15 protein-coding genes are annotated in these 18,322 nt (G+C 30.2%); 6 read left to right on the forward strand and 9 right to left on the reverse strand.

The window, feature by feature from the left end; genetic code table 11:
- Nucleotides 1–141: 141 nt before the first annotated feature.
- Entirely contained in the window at nt 142–1,176 is a 1,035-nt protein-coding gene (locus A8C32_RS12780) for a helix-turn-helix domain-containing protein (protein WP_069830822.1), read from the reverse strand.
- Nucleotides 1,177–1,360: 184 nt separating this feature from the next.
- On the opposite strand from A8C32_RS12780, the gene A8C32_RS19990 reads away from it, so the two are divergent.
- The 3 genes from A8C32_RS19990 to cls all read left to right on the forward strand — a co-directional run bounded on the left by A8C32_RS19990 (nt 1,361) and on the right by cls (nt 3,273).
- On the forward strand, nt 1,361–1,522 hold the full coding sequence (locus A8C32_RS19990) for a DUF1328 domain-containing protein (protein WP_083253342.1): 162 nt from the start codon (nt 1,361–1,363) through the stop codon (nt 1,520–1,522).
- A gap of 66 nt (nt 1,523–1,588) precedes the next feature.
- Nucleotides 1,589–1,765 (forward strand): hypothetical protein, encoded by a 177-nt coding sequence (locus tag A8C32_RS20705; RefSeq protein ID WP_165605842.1) that lies wholly within the window; start codon nt 1,589–1,591, stop codon nt 1,763–1,765.
- An 83-nt stretch (nt 1,766–1,848) separates the two neighbouring features.
- Nucleotides 1,849–3,273, forward strand: coding sequence for a cardiolipin synthase (gene cls / locus A8C32_RS12790; protein ID WP_069830824.1), 1,425 nt, complete (start codon nt 1,849–1,851; stop codon nt 3,271–3,273).
- Between the two features lie 87 nt (nt 3,274–3,360).
- On the opposite strand, the gene A8C32_RS12795 is transcribed toward cls, so the two are convergent.
- Nucleotides 3,361–3,564: a hypothetical protein gene (locus A8C32_RS12795; RefSeq protein ID WP_069830825.1), complete on the reverse strand. Its 204-nt coding sequence runs from the start codon at nt 3,562–3,564 to the stop codon at nt 3,361–3,363.
- Nucleotides 3,565–3,591: 27 nt separating this feature from the next.
- Nucleotides 3,592–4,059 carry a hypothetical protein gene (locus A8C32_RS12800; RefSeq protein WP_069830826.1) on the reverse strand — a complete coding sequence of 156 codons (468 nt, stop codon included), beginning with the start codon at nt 4,057–4,059 and terminating at the stop codon, nt 3,592–3,594.
- A 204-nt stretch (nt 4,060–4,263) separates the two neighbouring features.
- Between A8C32_RS12800 and A8C32_RS21120 the strand changes: the two genes are divergently transcribed.
- The 3 genes from A8C32_RS21120 (at nt 4,264) to A8C32_RS12810 (ending at nt 5,668) form a co-directional block, all read left to right on the forward strand.
- Entirely contained in the window at nt 4,264–4,401 is a 138-nt protein-coding gene (locus tag A8C32_RS21120; RefSeq protein WP_240491740.1) for a hypothetical protein, read from the forward strand.
- 83 nt (nt 4,402–4,484) lie between these two features.
- Nucleotides 4,485–4,670, forward strand: a complete 186-nt coding sequence (locus A8C32_RS21125; protein WP_240491741.1) for a ferritin family protein — start codon at nt 4,485–4,487, stop codon at nt 4,668–4,670.
- A 104-nt stretch (nt 4,671–4,774) separates the two neighbouring features.
- Complete coding sequence (locus A8C32_RS12810) at nt 4,775–5,668, forward strand: mechanosensitive ion channel family protein (RefSeq protein ID WP_069830827.1); 894 nt, start codon at nt 4,775–4,777, stop codon at nt 5,666–5,668.
- 221 nt (nt 5,669–5,889) lie between these two features.
- On the opposite strand, the gene A8C32_RS12815 is transcribed toward A8C32_RS12810, so the two are convergent.
- From A8C32_RS12815 to A8C32_RS12840, 6 genes are read right to left on the reverse strand one after another with little or no spacing between them, the layout of a single operon-like run.
- Entirely contained in the window at nt 5,890–9,549 is a 3,660-nt protein-coding gene (locus tag A8C32_RS12815; RefSeq protein WP_069830828.1) for an AAA family ATPase, read from the reverse strand.
- Nucleotides 9,550–9,558: 9 nt separating this feature from the next.
- Nucleotides 9,559–10,767 carry an exonuclease SbcCD subunit D C-terminal domain-containing protein gene (locus tag A8C32_RS12820; protein WP_069830829.1) on the reverse strand — a complete coding sequence of 403 codons (1,209 nt, stop codon included), beginning with the start codon at nt 10,765–10,767 and terminating at the stop codon, nt 9,559–9,561.
- 40 nt (nt 10,768–10,807) lie between these two features.
- Complete coding sequence (locus A8C32_RS12825; protein WP_069830830.1) at nt 10,808–12,841, reverse strand: UvrD-helicase domain-containing protein; 2,034 nt, start codon at nt 12,839–12,841, stop codon at nt 10,808–10,810.
- Complete coding sequence (locus A8C32_RS12830; protein WP_069830831.1) at nt 12,823–14,841, reverse strand: ATP-dependent nuclease; 2,019 nt, start codon at nt 14,839–14,841, stop codon at nt 12,823–12,825. Before A8C32_RS12830 ends, A8C32_RS12825 begins: the two co-directional genes overlap by 19 nt.
- Nucleotides 14,842–14,853: 12 nt before the next feature.
- A complete protein-coding gene (locus tag A8C32_RS12835; RefSeq protein ID WP_069830832.1) occupies nt 14,854–17,004 on the reverse strand; it encodes a DEAD/DEAH box helicase in 2,151 nt (716 codons plus the stop codon).
- Nucleotides 17,004–18,317 carry an ATP-binding protein gene (locus A8C32_RS12840; RefSeq protein ID WP_069830833.1) on the reverse strand — a complete coding sequence of 438 codons (1,314 nt, stop codon included), beginning with the start codon at nt 18,315–18,317 and terminating at the stop codon, nt 17,004–17,006. The genes A8C32_RS12835 and A8C32_RS12840 overlap by 1 nt, the downstream gene beginning before the upstream one ends.
- Nucleotides 18,318–18,322: the final 5 nt, after the last annotated feature.

Genomic DNA, 18,322 nt, shown 5'->3' on the forward strand with positions numbered 1-18,322 from the left:
AAAAATCCTTTTAATTTGGGGTTTTAGAATGCAAAGAACCTATGAATAGGAAAAAAAGATTAACACTTATGAAATATAAAATAACACTTTTGGGGTGTATTTTTAACGTTTTTGGATAATTTTAAGTGTAAAGTAAGTAAATTAAGCAGATTTATTGTGTCTAGATTTGTTTAAATATGCCTTTGGGGTAATACCGTAGCGTTTTTTGAATATTTTAGAAAAATAGCTTCTAGAGTTAATACCAATTCTGTATGTTATTTCAGTAACGTTTAAATCTGAGTTTTCTAAAAGTTCTTTTGCTTTTTCTATACGATAGTTCTTTATAAATTCTTTAACTGTAGAATTATATAAGTGACGAAAACCGCTCTGTAATATATTCTGATTTAAGCCAACACGTTTTGCAAGTACAGCAATGCTATCAATATTTGCAATTTCATCTTTTATAATTTTCACAGCATTTTCAATACTTTCAATAGTAGACTGACGTAATATTTTTCTTTTTTCAGGCGTATTTAAATCGTCAAGATATTGTTGTAAATAATGGATGAGTATTTCATTAGCTTTAGCTTCAAGAAACACAGATTTCATAAAATCTTCTTCCAAATCACATTCTGTAAATTCTTCAATTAATTTGGCTATTTCTAAGCTGTAATGCCCTTTATAATAAAATTTATTGATACCATTTAAATCTCTAAAAACATGAACCAACTCCTCATTCATATTAGAAATGAATGATTCTATTTTTTCTTCGAATAGCTTTCTGTTTATTTCTAAACTAAAAGTACAAATTTGAGTGTTAGCTGGTATTTTGAAAATATGATTATTGGTTGGTGTTCTAGATATCATAACACTTTCCAATCTATTAATAGCATGGGTTTCGGTATCTTCAGTAAATTCATGTTCAAATGAAGATTCTCTGTTAAACATTATTTTTAGAGGGTGTACAACGCCTTTTTTATGCTCAAAATGTAATTCTTTTTTTAAAAGATAATCGGACTCTAAAACACCAATGCCATTATCAAAACAAGTTGCTTTTATATATCCTGAGCCTATTTTTTTTGGAATTTTTAAACAATACTCATTATGCTTAACATCAAAATTAATGTTCAAAATATCAGCCATGTCTTTTATAACATCGCTAGCTTCTAAATCCCTAATTGTTAATTTTTTGCTCACTTTTCTAAATCTATAGAAGTAAAGATAATCTATTTTATAATTAATAATCTAGAAATTTGTGTATGAGCAAATATTTGAATCATAAGGGTTAAGTAATAATATACTATTTAATCATCTTTGTATTGTAAGCAATAGTAAAACGTTTACTACTGCTCAATTTTATTAACCTTAAAAAATCAAAAATATGTTACGTTGGACAATCACATTTATCATCATTGCAATAATTGCAGGAGTATTAGGGTTTGGAGGAGTTGCTGGAGCATCAGCTGGAATAGCTAAAATATGTTTCTTTATATTTTTAGTATTATTCGTTTTATCTCTATTAAAAGGAGTCGTTAAAAAGTAGTTCAATAAATAAGAACTCATACCAATTTATATAAAATAAATATTAACTTTTAAAACATACATAGACATGAAAAAAATAGCATATACATTTATATTATTATTCGCCACATCTGTAATATTTATAGGGTGTAGAGAAGAAAAATCTACAGGAGAAAAAATTGAAGATACAGTAGAGGAAGTAGCAGATGACGTTGAAGATGCTGCAGATGATGTTGAAGATGCTGTTGAAGACGCTATGGAATAATATAAATAACCATACACCATAACTTATATGAAAAGGGCGGTAATGATTAAATCATGCTGCCCTTATTTTATTAATTTAGCTACATGTCAAGTTTTCTTTTAATTTTATATATAATCACATCTGGATTAGCTTTTCTGGGGGTTGTATTTTATGGTGCCAGACCAAGTAGATCATTGAGTTGGCTTTTCGTGATTGTTTTCATGCCATTTATAGGGGTTATTTTTTATCTGCTTTTTGGTATTAATAGGCGGAAAATAAAATTCTTTAAATTAAAGCAAACTTATAAACGGAGGTTGTACGACAGTAATCATCATATGGCGAACGACCATAAGCCTTTTGAAAAATTCAAGTCAAATAAAAAGGAGAAATTAGCAACTCTAATTTCTAATAACAATAAATATTTACCTTTTGATGGAAATAAAGTAGAAGTACTTCAAGATGGTAAATCCACATTCGCATCAATCTTTGAAGCAATTAAAGAGGCTAAGAGTTTTATACATATTCAATATTACATTTTAGAAGAAGGGGAATTACTGGATGAAATGTTTAATTTGTTTAAAGAAAAAATTGCGGAAGGATTAGAAATACGAGTGATGTATGATGCTATTGGAAGTTTTGATTGGAGACGAAAATCCATCAAACGTTTTAAAAGCATTGGTGTAACGATTTGTTCTTCTATGCCTTTACGTTTCGGGAATTTTCTGTTTTCTTTTAATTACAGAAATCATAGAAAAATTGTTGTTATAGACGGGGTTATAGGTTTTACAGGTGGATTTAATTTAACAGATAAGTATATTAAATCCAATACTAATATGGGTATTTGGGAAGATACACATGTAAAAATTGAAGGGCCAGCTGTCGAGAGTTTACATAAGGTATTTATAAAAGATTACTATTTTGCTAGTAAAGAAGATATATTACTCGATAGTAAATATTTACCTAAACAAGAAATAAAAGGAAACAGTATTGTTCAAATTGTAGCTAGTGGTCCAGATTCAGATTATGCAGCAATCATGCAACAATACATAATGCTTATTAACCTTGCCGAAGATTTTATATGTATTGCTAATCCATATTTCATTCCTAGTTCACAAGTTTTAACAGCTCTAAAGATAGCGGCTTTAAGTGGTGTTCGTGTAAAAATATTATTACCAGAACAGTCTGATTCAATAACAGCTAGATATTGCATGCGCTCTTATTTTGAAGAGATTATAGCAGCTGGCGTTGAAATTTATTTAAAGCGTGATGCTTTTCTGCATAGTAAGTTAATATTAATTGATAATGAAATAGTATCGGTCGGTTCAGGGAATTTTGATAACCGCAGTTTTGACCATAATTTCGAAACAAACGCATTAATTTATGATAGTGTACTCGCAAAAGAAGTTCATGAAGTTTTTATTACTGATTGTGAATCTAGTTTAAGAGTTAACGAAGCTCAATTCAAAGAACGTCCAATACAGGATAAGTTTTTTGAAGGATTAGCACGGTTTTTTAGCCCTTTATTGTAAAGTTAATTTTGTGCGTTTTAAATCAAAATTTAAAAGGCTAACTTATCAATAATTTAGCCTTTTTTTAAATTATTCTTTTAATATAAATTACACTTTCTTTTCTGCTATAAAGCTCGTTATCAGAGTTGCAATGCCTATTCCTATAGTTATAAAAGCATTAGTGTTATCTTGAGCTTTAAAATCTATTGATCCAAAATCGACAGAAGCTTCAGGTGCTACAAGCATATAGAAACCGTAACTTGAAAGTATAATTCCGATTATTAATAAAATGTTTTTTATTGGTTTTTTCATAATGTATAATTTTAGTAGATTGTTGTATTAGAATTGATATCTAATTCCTAATGCTATATCAAAATCCACATCATTTGAGTAATCATCGTTAAAACCAATTTCTGGTCTAAAATCTAGAGATAAAAGTAATGGAATATCAAAATTATACTCTATACCAATATCTCCTGCAGCAAAAATAAAAGTACCATCTACTGGACCAGCATCAAACGATCCAATACCTCCACCAGCACCTACATACCAATTAAAATTCCCATCTAAAGGAAAAACCCATTGATATAGTGCAGCTAGTTTAAATGCATCAACATTATTACTATCTCTCCAGCCTAAATCAAATTCTAACCGATTATTCTCTTTTAAATACCTCTGATATGAAATTTCGCCTCCAAATCCATCATTGTCTCCTAACCTAAGTCCTAATGCATTTTTAGAAACTTCTTGAGCATACATTGAAATACTAATGAGTAATAATGGTACTATAAATAATGATTTTTTCATTTTTATGTGTTTTTTAGTTCAAGACAAAAGTATATCGATTTAGGTTTGTAGGTTAACTCATTTAATACAAGTTTTTGCTTATTTGACCAAGAATTTATTTAAGAAATTAGGCTTATCATAACATATAATGATTTCTATATTTTTTACATGGTGTAAACCGTTAAAGCATGTTAATTAAATAGCATTTATCTTAAATGAGTTAAGATGAATTTGATAAGAGCAAAGCAAGTATTTAACTTGAAGATATCTTTGTATAAAAATTATATGGATTACTTAAATATGAATAAAGAAGCCCTTTTACCTGTAGTAAAAGAATTAAACAAATTATTAGCAGAAACTTAGAAATTTTTATTAGAATATTGTCGGACATAGTTTTTTATTTGCATAATAAATTTGAAGACATGTAGAATGACACTAAACTTAAAATGGATGCTATAGCTGAACGTATTTTAACTTTGAATTATCATCCTATTAGTCGGTTTAGTGATTATTTAGAAATATCTTCTATAAAAGAACCTTTATCTTTAATTCAAGATACAGAGATGGTTAATAATCTATTGAATGGTTCTTCAGTTTTATTAAAACAAAAGAAGAAACTATATATTTGCTAGGTGCATATATTAGAAAATTAGAAAAGACTGTTGGATGTTAAGAGCTTGGTAGATTAAGCTCATAGAGGTTCATGCTTAATTTAAAAATTTAAAAATTTAAAAAAATGAAAACAGAAACCATATCATCATTTAAAAAAATAACAGAAAAGCTTGAAGCTTGGTTAGATACTTTAATAACTAACTTGCCAAACATTGGAGTTGCATTTTTGGTTCTATTGGCCTCTTATTTTATATCAAAATTAATATATAATATAACCTTTAAAATTTCAAAACGACAAATAAAACAAGTTTCTATATCCAAATTAGTAGCCAGAGGCGCATCAATTGTTATCGTTTTACTAGGGTTATTTTTGGCATTAGGAGCATTGAATTTAGGAAAGGCTTTAACAGGTTTACTAACAGGTGCAGGAATATCAGGATTAGTGATTGGTTTAGCATTACAAGGTACATTGTCCAATACCATTTCTGGTATTGTATTATCCTTTAGAAAAAATATTAGAATTGGAGATTGGATAGAAACTAATGGATATTCAGGAGAAGTTATAGATATTAATGTTAATTATTTTGTTATTAGAGAAGCAGATAATAATACAGTAGTATTGCCCAATAAAGCCATACTCGAAAATCCATTTAAGAACTATACTCTAACTAGTAAAATGCGTGTCAATATTGAGTGCGGCGTAGGCTATGAATCAGATTTAGAAAAAGTAGAACAAATAACAAAAGAAACCATAGAGAAATTTTACAATCAAAAAAATATAGGTAAAGAAGTTGAGTTTTATTATACCGAATTTGGTGACAGCTCAATAAACTATATCACTCGATTTTGGGTAGATGGAGAAAGTAGTTTAGAGAAGTTGCGAGCAAAAAGCAAGTGTATTAAGGAAATTAAGAAGGCATATAATCGGGAAGGTTTTAATATTCCATTTCCAATAAGAACTCTTCAGTTTGACAATAAGCTTATAGATAAAACCCAAAATGTTGCTTCAAGCAATTAATTTAAAAGATTTCCAAAAAGTTTGGAAGTTTCGTAATAACAAAATTATTTTAATATTGAACTCATCTTGACTTTTTCTATTTCCTAAAAAAGTCAAGATGAGTTCAATTCCTTTAGACCGATTACAATTACAATAAACGCAATGAAAGGATCTGTAAATTAAAATCTTTCCAACTTGTGTTATTGCCATATCAAATTTGGTGTAAGGTGAGTATGAAAAAATTAAATAATCATGACTTCACTAACACCATTATTCTTTTTAAATACTTGAATCTGGGTAGATATACGTTCTTTTAGATTTTCTACGTGAGATATTATTCCTATCATTTTCCCTTGTGCTTGTAGGGTTTCTAGAGTGGCTATTACCGTTTCTAGTGTATTATTATCTAAGGTACCAAATCCTTCATCAATAAATAGCGACCCGATAGCTACATTATGACTTGCTAAATCTGATAATCCTAAGGCTAAAGAAAGGCTAATTAAAAATTTTTCTCCTCCACTCGAAGTATCTACAAATCTGGTTTCTTCTGCTTGATAATGATCTACCAACCTAAAGTTTAATTCTTCTCCCTGTCTATAGTCTTCTTTCATCTTCAATGAATACCGTTTATTAAGTTTATACAGGTGGATGTTTGCCAAATGGATAAGGTTTTGTAACGTAAGTCGCTGTACATAGGTGTTAAAAGCATCTTTGGAGCCTCCAATAAGTTCCAAAAGCGTTTTCCATTTATATACTATTTTTTCCTGTGTAGTAATTTCAGCGATAACGGTTTTGTTGCGGGCTCTAATTTGATCATCCAATGCTATTTTTTGATTAATGCTGCCTGTTTTTTTGAGAAGTTCATTTTTGGTTTGCTCTAATTCTTGCTTTTCTTTTGTAGCTTCTTCTAGAGGTGTTTCAAAATTTTTATTCTGTTGCTGTTTGATGTAAGAAGCACCCCATTGTTCTTTTTGAGTTTTTAACTTTAATTCGATGTCTTCTAATTTTCTAAGGATAGCTTGATATTTGGTAGCGTCTTCATCGCTTAATAAAACATGTTCAACATCACGTATTGAATTGAAATCTGTGGCGTCTATTTCGCTTTCGAACTGTATAGTATCCGCTGCTATTTTGTTTTTTAGAATTTCAATGTCCTTTTTTATTAATTCTTGTTCTTTTTTTGAAGCAGCTTTTAGTTGTTGTATGTTTTGTAATAATATAATTGATTTCTCAACGTCTTCTTTGGCTTTTTCTATAGCATTTTGGAGTTCTTTTCTTTTATATTCTGTAGTAACTTCTATTGGCAATATTGTTTTTCTATGATTAATATCTTGTTGTAATCGAGCATCTAGTTGAGTCATATCTTTTTGTTGTTGGTCATTTTCTTTAACCTTGTCATCCTGTTGTTTCGATTCACTTTGTATGATGGTATTTAATTGAGACAACTCACTTTTGTGCTGTTCTAACTGTTTTTCTTTTTCTTTATATGTATTGATTTGAGCTTTTAAGTTTTTGACAAAACCTACAGTTTCTTCTATCGAAGGGAGTTGTAGTTGATATACTGCTAAATTTTCTTGAAGATTTCTTTCTGTAACCAAAAGAGCTTTTGTAATTTTTTCTTGCTCTATTTTTTTATTTTGAAGTTCTTTTGTGTTATGCTTTAGTTTTTCTTGAAAAGCGACGATGTCTTGTTGTAGTGCAACTACTTTTTCTTTTTCATCAATTAATGTTTTAGAGCTTGCGTCTTTTTGTTTTTGTAATTTCTGTGCCTCGGTGATTTTATGTCCTATAGACTTTAATTGCAGATTCATTTCTATGAGGGAAGTCTCCAAAGATTCTAGGTTTTCAATCACGACATTGGTTGATAATATTCCAAAATCATTTCGATGTGTATGAAGTTTAACCGTTATGTCTTCTAATTGTGACGTGTTGTTTTTTAATGATGTCTCGGTTTCTGCAATTTTGATTTCTAATTGCTGGGCTTTGTCTTGAAGGCTTACAAACGCTGCTTTTCTATCTGCTACTGTTTTTTGGCTCTGGGATAATTCAATAGTTTTGTACTTCGTTATATATGGATGTTCTTCACTTCCGCATAAAGGGCAAGGCGCCTCTTTTACAAGGTTTTTTCGTTGTTCTTCAAACGATTTAACAGTACATTCTAGGTTTAGAATTTTTTCTGCATCGTCTACTGCTTGTTTTGATTGCTCTATCTTAGGTTTTAGACTATCTAAGTCTGTATAAAATGATTTGTTTGCGTCTTTTAAGCCCTTTATTGTCTGCTCTAAGTTGTTTTTTGTTTTAGTATCAACCTGATACTGTTTGGCTATTCGGTTAGCGTTTGTAAGCACTTCTTGTTGCTTCTTTAGCTGTTCTTGTTTAGAAAGTGCTGTTGTAAGATCATTTTCTAAAATGGCTTTCCCAATTGTTTTTATTTTTTTTGATAAGGTGTCGATACGTCTATTTTCGACTTCTAGTTTTTCTGTTTTCTGTGCTATTGTTTGTTTTAGTTTCTCTAGGGCATGTTCTTTCTCATTGTTGCTTTTGGATAATGTTTGCAACTGTTCTCTTTTATCTTTTCGGAGTGTTAACTGTGCATTCCAATCTGTAAGTTCTTTTTCTAGCAGTAAAATGTTTTTATGAGTGGTAAGATAGTCTTCTAGAATACTAGTTTTTTCTTTTAACTGTTTGGAATCTTTATGCTTTTGTGCTATCGATTTTTTCAGCGTTGTTATAACTTCCACACGTTTCTGTAGCGTTTCTTTTAAAACCTTTTTTTGCTGGGTTGCGGTATGAATATTAGCATCTAATTTGGTTACATTTTCTAGTTTTGGTAACCATTCGCTTTGCGCTTTCTCTTTTTGGATTAGTATTTCTTTGGATTGCTGGTCTTTAGTTTTAGCAATTTTAAGTTGATCGGTAAGTCGTTCTTGATCTTTTTTTAATTGCGTGTCTTGAACACTTTTTTCTTGTATTGCTTTTTCTGAGCATTTTATTGCGATTATCAGATCCTTAAAAGGTTTGGCTTTTTCGTGCAATTTTAATAACTGGAGACTTGATTTTTGAGTTTCTTTATTTTTTTCTAACGATTCGAAACTTGTTTCTAATTGTACTTTTTCTTTTTGTAAGGCGCCCTCTTTAATATACCAGTTAAGAATTCTTTCTAATTGCAAACCTTTTGGTGTTAATGCTGAAACTTCAACGGCTATATCTTTCTGCTCTTTTTGTAATGCTGTTCGTTGCGTATCAGATAAGAGGTCATCATTATTAATTTTAGACTTTATAGTATCTAGTGTTTTGGTTTCCTGTGTTTTTCTTGCACCAATAGCTTCTCCAATTTTTTTATAGATGTCTTCTCCTGTAATTTGTTCTAATAGCTTTCCTTTTTCTGAAGCATTTGCAGAAAGGAAGGCTGCAAATTCACCTTGTGCTAACATTACAGATCTTAAAAACTGATGATAGGTGAGTTGGGTGATGTTCTCTATAGCGACTTTAAATTCTGTTTTCTTTTCTGCAATTATTTTTTCTGAATCCAGGTTTTTTAAACGAACATTTTCATCAGGTTTACTTAGTTTTTTGCCACTTTTTCCTGTTAACCGAATACTCCATTGTGCTTCATATCTAATATTTTTATTGGTGAATGTAACGCGTGATAAAGCATCTGCAGCGCCATAACTTACAACATCAATTAACCCTGCTTTAATATTCGATCTATTAAACCTTGGGACATTTTGATATAATGCAATGGTAATCGCATCTAGAATGGTTGTTTTACCTGCGCCAGTAGCTCCTGTAATCGCATATAAGCCTACATCTTGAAATTTTTCATCTTCAAAATCGATGATAATTGGAGTTTCCGATTTTAAGGAGTTGATATTCTGCAACTCAATTTTTAATATTTTCATGAGCTATGCTTAGTGTGCTTTAACGATTTGTATAATTTCTTGGAAAGCATCCAGAAGTTCTGGGTGTTCTGCTAGGTCTACTTCTTGTTCTTCACATTTCTTTTTGAAGACTTCTACGGGCGATAGTTCTTTAACAGATTGCGAATAATCTATAAGTTGTTCTAAACCTTTTATAGTACGTTCATTTTTCACGGTTACCTTTAGAACTTCTAGATTCAGAGTTTCTGCTACTTTAGCAATTTCTGAGTTATCAACGGGCATACCAGAAGTGGTGTCTAATACAATTTCAATCCAGGTTGTTAGTATGGCTGTGCTTGTATCGATTTCTTGTAATTTTTGTATGCAGGCTTCTACAGTGCCTTTAACCCGTAGTACTTTTCTAAATTCTGGTATGGTCACTTCTTCGATCTGTTTAATCGTATCTTTTTGAGTTTCTAATACAACTATTTTTTTATCATAGCCAATTTCACTAAAACTAAGAATGTTGGGAGATCCAGAATATCGAATATGATTGTATTCACCAACAATCTGTGGGCGGTGTAAATGCCCTAAGGCTACATAATCAAAAGTTTCAGGAAAATCTTCTGCTCCAATATGTCCTAACGTACCCACATAGATGTTTTGTTCACTGTCTGATGTTGACCCACCAATCGCAAATAAATGCCCCATCGCAATAATAGGCGTGTTTTCTTTTTGTAGCGTTTTGCAATAGGTTGCAGCTTCTGTATAATGGTTTACCAAAGCGGTTTTATAACGATCTGTAATCTGGTCAAAGGTTTCTCCTGCCACAGCACGACGAATATCTTGATCTCGTAAATAAGGAACAGCAGCAACGATAACTTGTTCTTCTCTTACGGTAAGTTCAAAAACCTCATCTGCGATATCTTCTGTAGCTTTACCTACTACATGTATAGATAATGCTTGCAATAAAGCTTTTGGTGCATTAATTGTTCCTGGTGCATCATGATTTCCTCCTGTGATCACCACGTGGCTGCAATTGGTTTTTTGTAAATTAATCAAAAAGTCATAATACATTTTTTGACTGACTGTAGAGGGCACTCCAGTATCATAAATATCTCCAGAAATTAATAAGATATCTATTTGTAAGGTATCAATTTGAGTCGTTAGCCATTCTAAAAATAGTTGCTGTTCTTCTTGTTGAGAATGCTCGTGTAAGCGGTGTCCTAAATGCCAGTCTGCGGTGTGGAGGAGTTTCATTGATGGAACTATTTATTAATTTCAATTATATTTCACAAAACTACAAGTTAACTTTTTCAAAAGACTCAAACATTCTTATTAGATTGTTTTCTTCATCTTCTGAAATTAACTTTATGCAAATTAGATTTTTAATTGCTCTAGAGCATGCTACATAAAATAGTTTCTGAGTTTTTAGTTTTTTGTCATTATCTTCCATTGTAGCATCAAATATTGATTTAAAATCGTATTTAGACCAAAAATATTCATCCAGCACTATTAAAACATTTTCTATACCACTGCCTTTTGTTTTATGCATAGTTATGTAATCTGTTTCTTCATTTAAATATCCATAATATTTATAAACTTCTTTGAATTTTATCTTATCAGAAAATAAGTTTTCATAGAATGTTTCTTTTTTATTTAGATTATTTAGCTCATTAAATTTCTCTTCTTCAAGGTCACTTTTTACTTTAGACATTTTTGCAAATGTATTTTGACCCTCAGCCTTTATTTTTTTGAAATCTTGATAATCAATATCGTTCTTTAATTGATCCAATAAATTGTCTTTCCTTTCAATATATCTTGAATAAGAATCTGATTTTTTTAACATTTTGATTTTAAAAGCATATTCTAGAACTTCAAATGCACTTTTGTCTGAGTTAATAACACTATCTAAACCTTTTTTTACTTTTAATTTATCATCAATATGTACAAGTGCAAAATTTGATTTTTTAAGTTCTGTCAAAACATAATTATAATTCTTTTTCTCATATGCTTTGCATAACTCTAAGAGATCCATGAATTGCAACCTTATTAAATCTTTTTCAATTTCTTCTTTAACATCAGAATATCTAGCATTGAATACGTCATATAAGTTATTAAACCCAACATCTATAGAAATTGATTTATTTGTAAGCATCAGTTTTTTTGAATATATGTTTAAATCTTTATATGTTAAATTTTCCACACTTTTAATTAATTTAATAAGTGTATCTGTATACCTACTCTTATCCCCATAACTACTTTTACTATGTGGTTTTATTTCATCATAGATAGCATAATACAATTTAACGATACCTTTTCGGTCATCTATAGTCTCTAATTCTCCATTGTCTTTTCTTTTAAAAGCTATTTGTTGCTCTAAACTATCATCCCTTAATTTATTGATAAAAATAACAACCTGATCAGAACATCTATAGTTGTCCTCTTTTTCAATTTTTTTTAACTTTTTATCTTTAATCTGTTTTTTGACATCCCCTATACCATCGTCATAAATACCTTGCATAGAATCACCAAATAGACCTATAATGGTTTTGTTCTTAGCAGGTATTTCATTCAAAAAAACATCTATGATTTTCTCATTTGTATCTTGGTATTCATCAATAAAAATGAAGTCATATTTATCTTGAGTAATTCGGGATAACAAATCATATGACTCGAAAAGAAGTGACGCTATTACAAGTAAACTATCATGTCCAAAACTAAGCTCCTTAAAACTGTCAAATCGAGTTTCATTATATTTAATTCCATTAAAATTTTGTTCTGCAATGGATTGTTTAATTTCTAAATTAAGTTTTTCTATTTTATCATTAAGCTGAGTATTATACTCCTCAGGAGATTTATCATACTCTCGTTTTCCTATTACTTTTTCTATAGATTCTTTTTTTATTGAAAATAAACTCCCTTGGTACTTTTCGTATTTTTTTTTGTAATTTTTGTGTTCTTCTATTTTTTGTTGTTTTTCATCATTTTCATAGAAATCAAGAGATTTTCTTTCTACCTTTTTTAAAATAAAAATATTAAACAACACTTGATGTATATTCTTCTTATAATCTTTAATTAGAGAATTTAAAAAAGAATGAATTGTACAAATGGTGTGTTGATCACCTACTCTGGAGATTATCTCGGCTACAGCCAGATTAGTATGTGTAATGCACGCTATCTTCTTATTTGGATACTCTTTGGAAATAAATTCTAAAGTTTGTTTAAGCGTTTCTGTTTTTCCACTTCCAGCACCACCTTGAAGAACAAAATTTTCGTTAGCTTTAATACAGGTTACTATTTTTTCTAAGGGAGTTATTTTTTTGCTATCCATGCTAGACCTTGTTTTATATATAGCGGAATATTCCATTCAACATCTTCCGATAGAGCTAACCACAATATAGATGAAGCAAATTCTGATTTCCCTTTTGGTTTTAATATCTGTTCTGTTAAATCATAAAAGTTTGAAAGCACATCAAGTTGTTCAATTTTTTGCAACCCTTCCAACGCTTCTTTATTTTCTTTGATTACATCTATATTTGTCGCAATAAACGCATCTTCAAAGCTTCTAGCATGATAGCCATTTTCATCTATTTGATAAGATACTTTTATAATAGACGAATCATCTTGTAAGTTGTCTTTTTTCAGCTTATCAAACCAAATCTTGAACTCTTCTTTATTTATATATTCAGGAGCTTTAAGGTAATATTTTAATGTATAATTACTAGTATGGCTTCCTTCTGCTACACTACTTGAAGGATATGAGATTTTCTCTTTATCCTCCTCGGATGGCTTTATCGTTTTTTTGGTTGTATCAATATCTGTAATGATCAACGTTTTTATATCTAAAAATTCCAAAAAATGGCGAAATGCTTTCGCATTAGCCCCAACCTCTATAATTGAGATATTTTGAGACGATAATTTAATATAATCAGGGGTTTCCTTATTAATTTTATCGTATTCGTCTATGAAATATGGAAGCAATAATTTTTCAGTTGTTCCTTCAATAAAAATTATTTTTTCTGCAAAAAATAGTTCTGATGATGCTATTGATAAATATTGATTCAAGAATTTAAAATGCGCTTTTTCAGCTTTGTCTTTATCTGGATCATCGTCATGATATTTCTTTTTTAAATCTGAATAGAAGTTCTTTATTTCAATGTTTTTATGAGTTTTGTCTCTTTTGAAATACCGTATATCTTCAAAATTAGAATTCTTTACAATATGTGCAGAATGTGTAGAAATAAAAGTTTGTAAATTTTTAATACCACTAAGGACATTTTTGACTTTATCTATAAATATATACTGCATTTGAGGATGAGTATGTGCTTCAGGTTCTTCTATAAACAAAAGATTGATTTCTTTTTTATGTTCCAAAAAATAATGTTTTTTAATTTCCAGATTTAGAAGGAGATAAAGAATATTCATGTATCCTAAACCATTAAGATGTTCGGGCAAATTATCTTGATCAGATCCATATACAACTCTTGAATGATTCGATAGTATTTCTTTTGATTGTAAATCTGAAATAACTTTTAAATCATCTAGATCTAAAAATTCCTTAGCATTATTTAGAAAATCATTAAAATATGTAGAATAATTATCATTTAATGTTCTATCCATATCGATTATGGATGAGTTTATGACATCTAATTGATCAGGTAATGTCTTATTCTCTCTATTGAAATAAGTTGTTGTTAAATTAGAAAGAACTTTTTTAGCTCCTTGACCTGATTCTGAACTTGTAACTTCTCTTCTAGCATGGATTACTTGAAAATTAATTAATCTATCAATTGTTTTGTTATCTTTCTTTATGAGGTTATTCCTATTTTCTTTTTGTAAATCAGAATCTTCACTAAAGACATAAGTATTAACATTTAAAAAAGAAGAAATGTTCTTTTTGACAAACTGTTCTTTCCCATCCTTAATTTTAGTTAATTCTTCTAATAAAAACTTTTTGTCTACAATACATTCGAATAAAACTTTAACAATATTCATTGACGGATCTAAATCTAGTATCAAATCTGAGATGTTTTCTAAAGAATCTTCTTTAGTATACGATATCTCTATAATTAATTTAATAGATAAATCAAACTCATTTGTCTCGTCATTAAAATCGAGTAATTTTTTTCTTAAATCCAACGAAAAGTCGTCAAAAGAAAAATTGCTTGATTTATTTTTTAGAAATTTTTCAAATAAAACAATAAAGGATGTTTTTCCACTATTATTACGTCCTATCAATAAGGACAAATCTTTCTTTTTTTCTTTTTCTAATTCTAAAGTGCTATTTTTTAACAGCCTAAAATTTTGAATAACAACTTTATTAATGTGCATAATCTTTTTGTCTTAAAAATTATTTTTTGTAGTTGACTTACTTTCCATCAACCTCACCCGATCCAAAAACAATAAAGCTCCTTCAAAATCAAAATAGCGTTCTTTTAGAATTTCCACTTGAAAGTTAATGGGTAAGTAACTACCAAATTTTGAGAATTCTAGTAAGGCTTCGTTAAGCGTAATGGCTTTCTTCAATTCTGTATCAATACTTTGGTATTTGGTTATTATTGTAGTTTTCAGGGCTTCAAATTGAGTTATTAGAATTCCTAACTCCAGTGTACTATCGCTATCGTAATACTCAGTAGATATGCCTGTAAGAGCACATAAAAACTGAAGACTCTTATTGATTTTAGAGCCTGAAAAAGTATAAATGATCAGCTTGTCTTTTTTAATGATATAGGGTCTATCATACTTTTCTTTAAGAATAAATCCCGAGAATTCATTTCTTAATGTATGTAATTCGATATTGCAGGATTCATCTAGCTCTTCATAAGATTCATTAGAGACTAAGATTTCTAGCATTTCTTCTCGTATTCTGGAGTGAATGTTTCCACCACCGCCATAAAACTTGGGAGCTCTTCCGTCTTTTGCAGGATTTACTTTAAGAGTAGCTGCTTTGAGATCAACATCATTGATTTTCCAAATCTTGGCAGCTAATAGTATATTTTCACCTACCAGAATCTGTGGAGAAAAAGGAATCTCTCCAATTTTATTACTTCCGTGAATCACTTTGAGATTGGGTTCTGTTTTAAAAACGCCATAAAAATCTCTGGTATTTACAATTTTTTCACCTTCGACTCCTAGAATAATCTCTCGTTGTACTTCTTCGAGATATTCGAATGTTATCGATTCTGAAACTAACTTTTCTATATTTGTTCTTTCAATATGCTTGAATGCAGGATTGCAATGCAAGCGTTCTATAAAAGTAATTATAGGACATCCGAGCAATTGTTTGGCAATAGAAAGCATCTGATGGAATAGCAGATCATAAGGTTTCTCTGCAATTCTTACAGGTTCTAAAAATCCTTTTTTATATAAATTCCAGCATGCTAGAGACTGTAATAAACTCCAGGGGTCTGTAGTATACATATCCACTATGCTTTGACCTCTTTCTCTTCGTCCACTTCTACCAATACGTTGTACTAGAGAAGCTACAGAAAAGGTAGCATCGATTTGTACAATTTTGTCTACAGTGTCGATATCGATTCCTAATTCTAAGGTAGAGGTACACGCAATACAGAAATTAAACCGTCTGTTATTTTTAGCAAATGCTTCTACATGTTCTCGTATTTCTTTATCTACAGAAGAATGATGTGAATAGTAATAGGGGTGACCACCAATACGATCAGAAATCTTACGCAGCTTCACTGCTATTTCTTCTGTTTTTCCCCTGCTATTAGGAAAAATCAATACTTTATAATCTTTCGTATGTATGTAAAGTTTTTTCAGAAGATCAAGAGATAGTTCTGCTGTTTTATTTTCAAAATATGTAAACCTTGCGATCGTATCTTTTTTTGCTTTATCTACCAAAATCTTAGTATGTTCTGGAGCTCCTGTAATTTTCTTTGCTTCGATATAATTTTCACTCCCTATGGTAGCAGACAACCCTAAGACAATGATCTTTTTTTTATTCTGTTCTTGTAAACGATGTAGAATAGACATTAAATGAATACCACGATCTACGCCTATAAATGAATGGATTTCATCGATTACAATGTATTTTAGATTCCCAAATAGTTTTTTAGCGTTATAAGGTTTGTTAGCAAACATAGCTTCCAGAGATTCTGGCGTAATGAGTACAATGCCTTCAGGGTTTTTAATGAGCTTGTTTTTATCTCCTCTGCTTGCTTCTCCATGCCATTTGGTTACTGGAATTTCTAAATTCTTGCATAGATCTTCGACACGTAAAAACTGATCGTTAATTAGAGCTATTAATGGTGAAATGTACAGAACTTGTACCCCTGATTCTGAAAAATTAGTTTTAGACAGAATAGGCAAAAAAGCAGCTTCTGTTTTACCCGATGCCGTACGTGATGCCAGAATATAATTAAGGTCTGTCTGCATTATTTTGGTAATCGCTGCTGCTTGAATTGGTCGCAACGATTCCCATCTTTTATCCCTAATGTATTTTCGTATGGGTTCTGAAAGAAGTTGATAAGCCATTATAGTTCTTCTATAGAATCAAGTGTTAAGATTTCTGGTCTTTCATCTTTAATCTCTATATTAGAGATCATACTACTTTTATCAGCATCAGGGTTTTGGCGTAGTAAGCTAAGAATGTTCAAGAAATCACGTATTACTTCTCGTGGTGTTAAAAATTCGTCTGCGCCAGGTTTATTAAACATTTCTTCCATATATGCTTGTGTATCTGCGTCTGTGATATCAATACTGGTCTGGAAATTAAAGTCGAATATTTCTTTTAATTTTTTAAGTAATACGAATATTTCGTTATGATTTAAAGGCATTAATTTTAAAACGGGCTGTGTAAAATCTCTAAGTTGAGCAGTTTCGAATTTATTGGTTTTCAAACGTGTTTTTAGCGCATTATAACTAAATAAGCCTCTTCGTTCATTTTCTAAAAACTCTTTTGTTCCTGCAAAATTGATAAATAGATTAGAAACTTTACCTTGAAAACAATCATTGAAAATAGTAAGTATCTTTTCATAATTCTTTTCACGCATGGTAGATGTAGATATCTTATAGAGGTTAATCGCTTCATCTAGATTGATCATAAAACCACTGTATCCCATACTAACAAATAGTTTACAGAAGTTCTTAAGCATATCGTAGTAATTTAGGTCATTGATGATTTCCCGAATGCCTAAATCTTGTCTTGCTTCTGTTTTCGTTCGATATTCTCCTTTTAGCCATTTTAGGGCATTTCTTCTTAATAATTCATCATTTTTAATATATCCTTCGTAATATTTAATGATAACTAGTCCAAAATCAAAGCCACCTGTATCGGTAACTTCATTTACTGTAGTCATAATATTTTTTTGAATTAAGTCGAAATGCGCTTCATGTCTTATTTCGGTAAGTGGAATATCATGTAATTGTGCAGTTTTAGCGACTACTTGTTCTATCCATTTATCTAATAGGGATGGTAAAGCTCCGCCTTCTGGTTTTGTTTGAATTGCTACGTTATTCATGATTGCGGAATAAAGCGCTAATGCTTTTCCACTATTAGAATACAACCTGTTTTCTGGAGTAAAATCTGCATTGGCCACTACAAATTTTTGTTTGGTTGCTACTGTATTCAATAGATGTAACATAAATGATTTTCCAGAACCAAAATCTCCGATCCAGAATTTAACGATACTATGTCCGTTTTTAACATCTTCTAATGCTGTTGTAAATGCTTCTACTTCTAGATCACGTCCTACAGTAATATGTTGTACTCCAATTTTAGGGACAACACCTCCTGATAATGAATTAATGATTGCGGTTGCTTCTTTAGATTTAATTTTTAAAGACATAATTA

This window comes from Flavivirga aquatica (assembly GCF_001747085.1).
Taxonomy (GTDB): Bacteria; Bacteroidota; Bacteroidia; order Flavobacteriales; family Flavobacteriaceae; genus Algibacter_C; species Algibacter_C aquatica.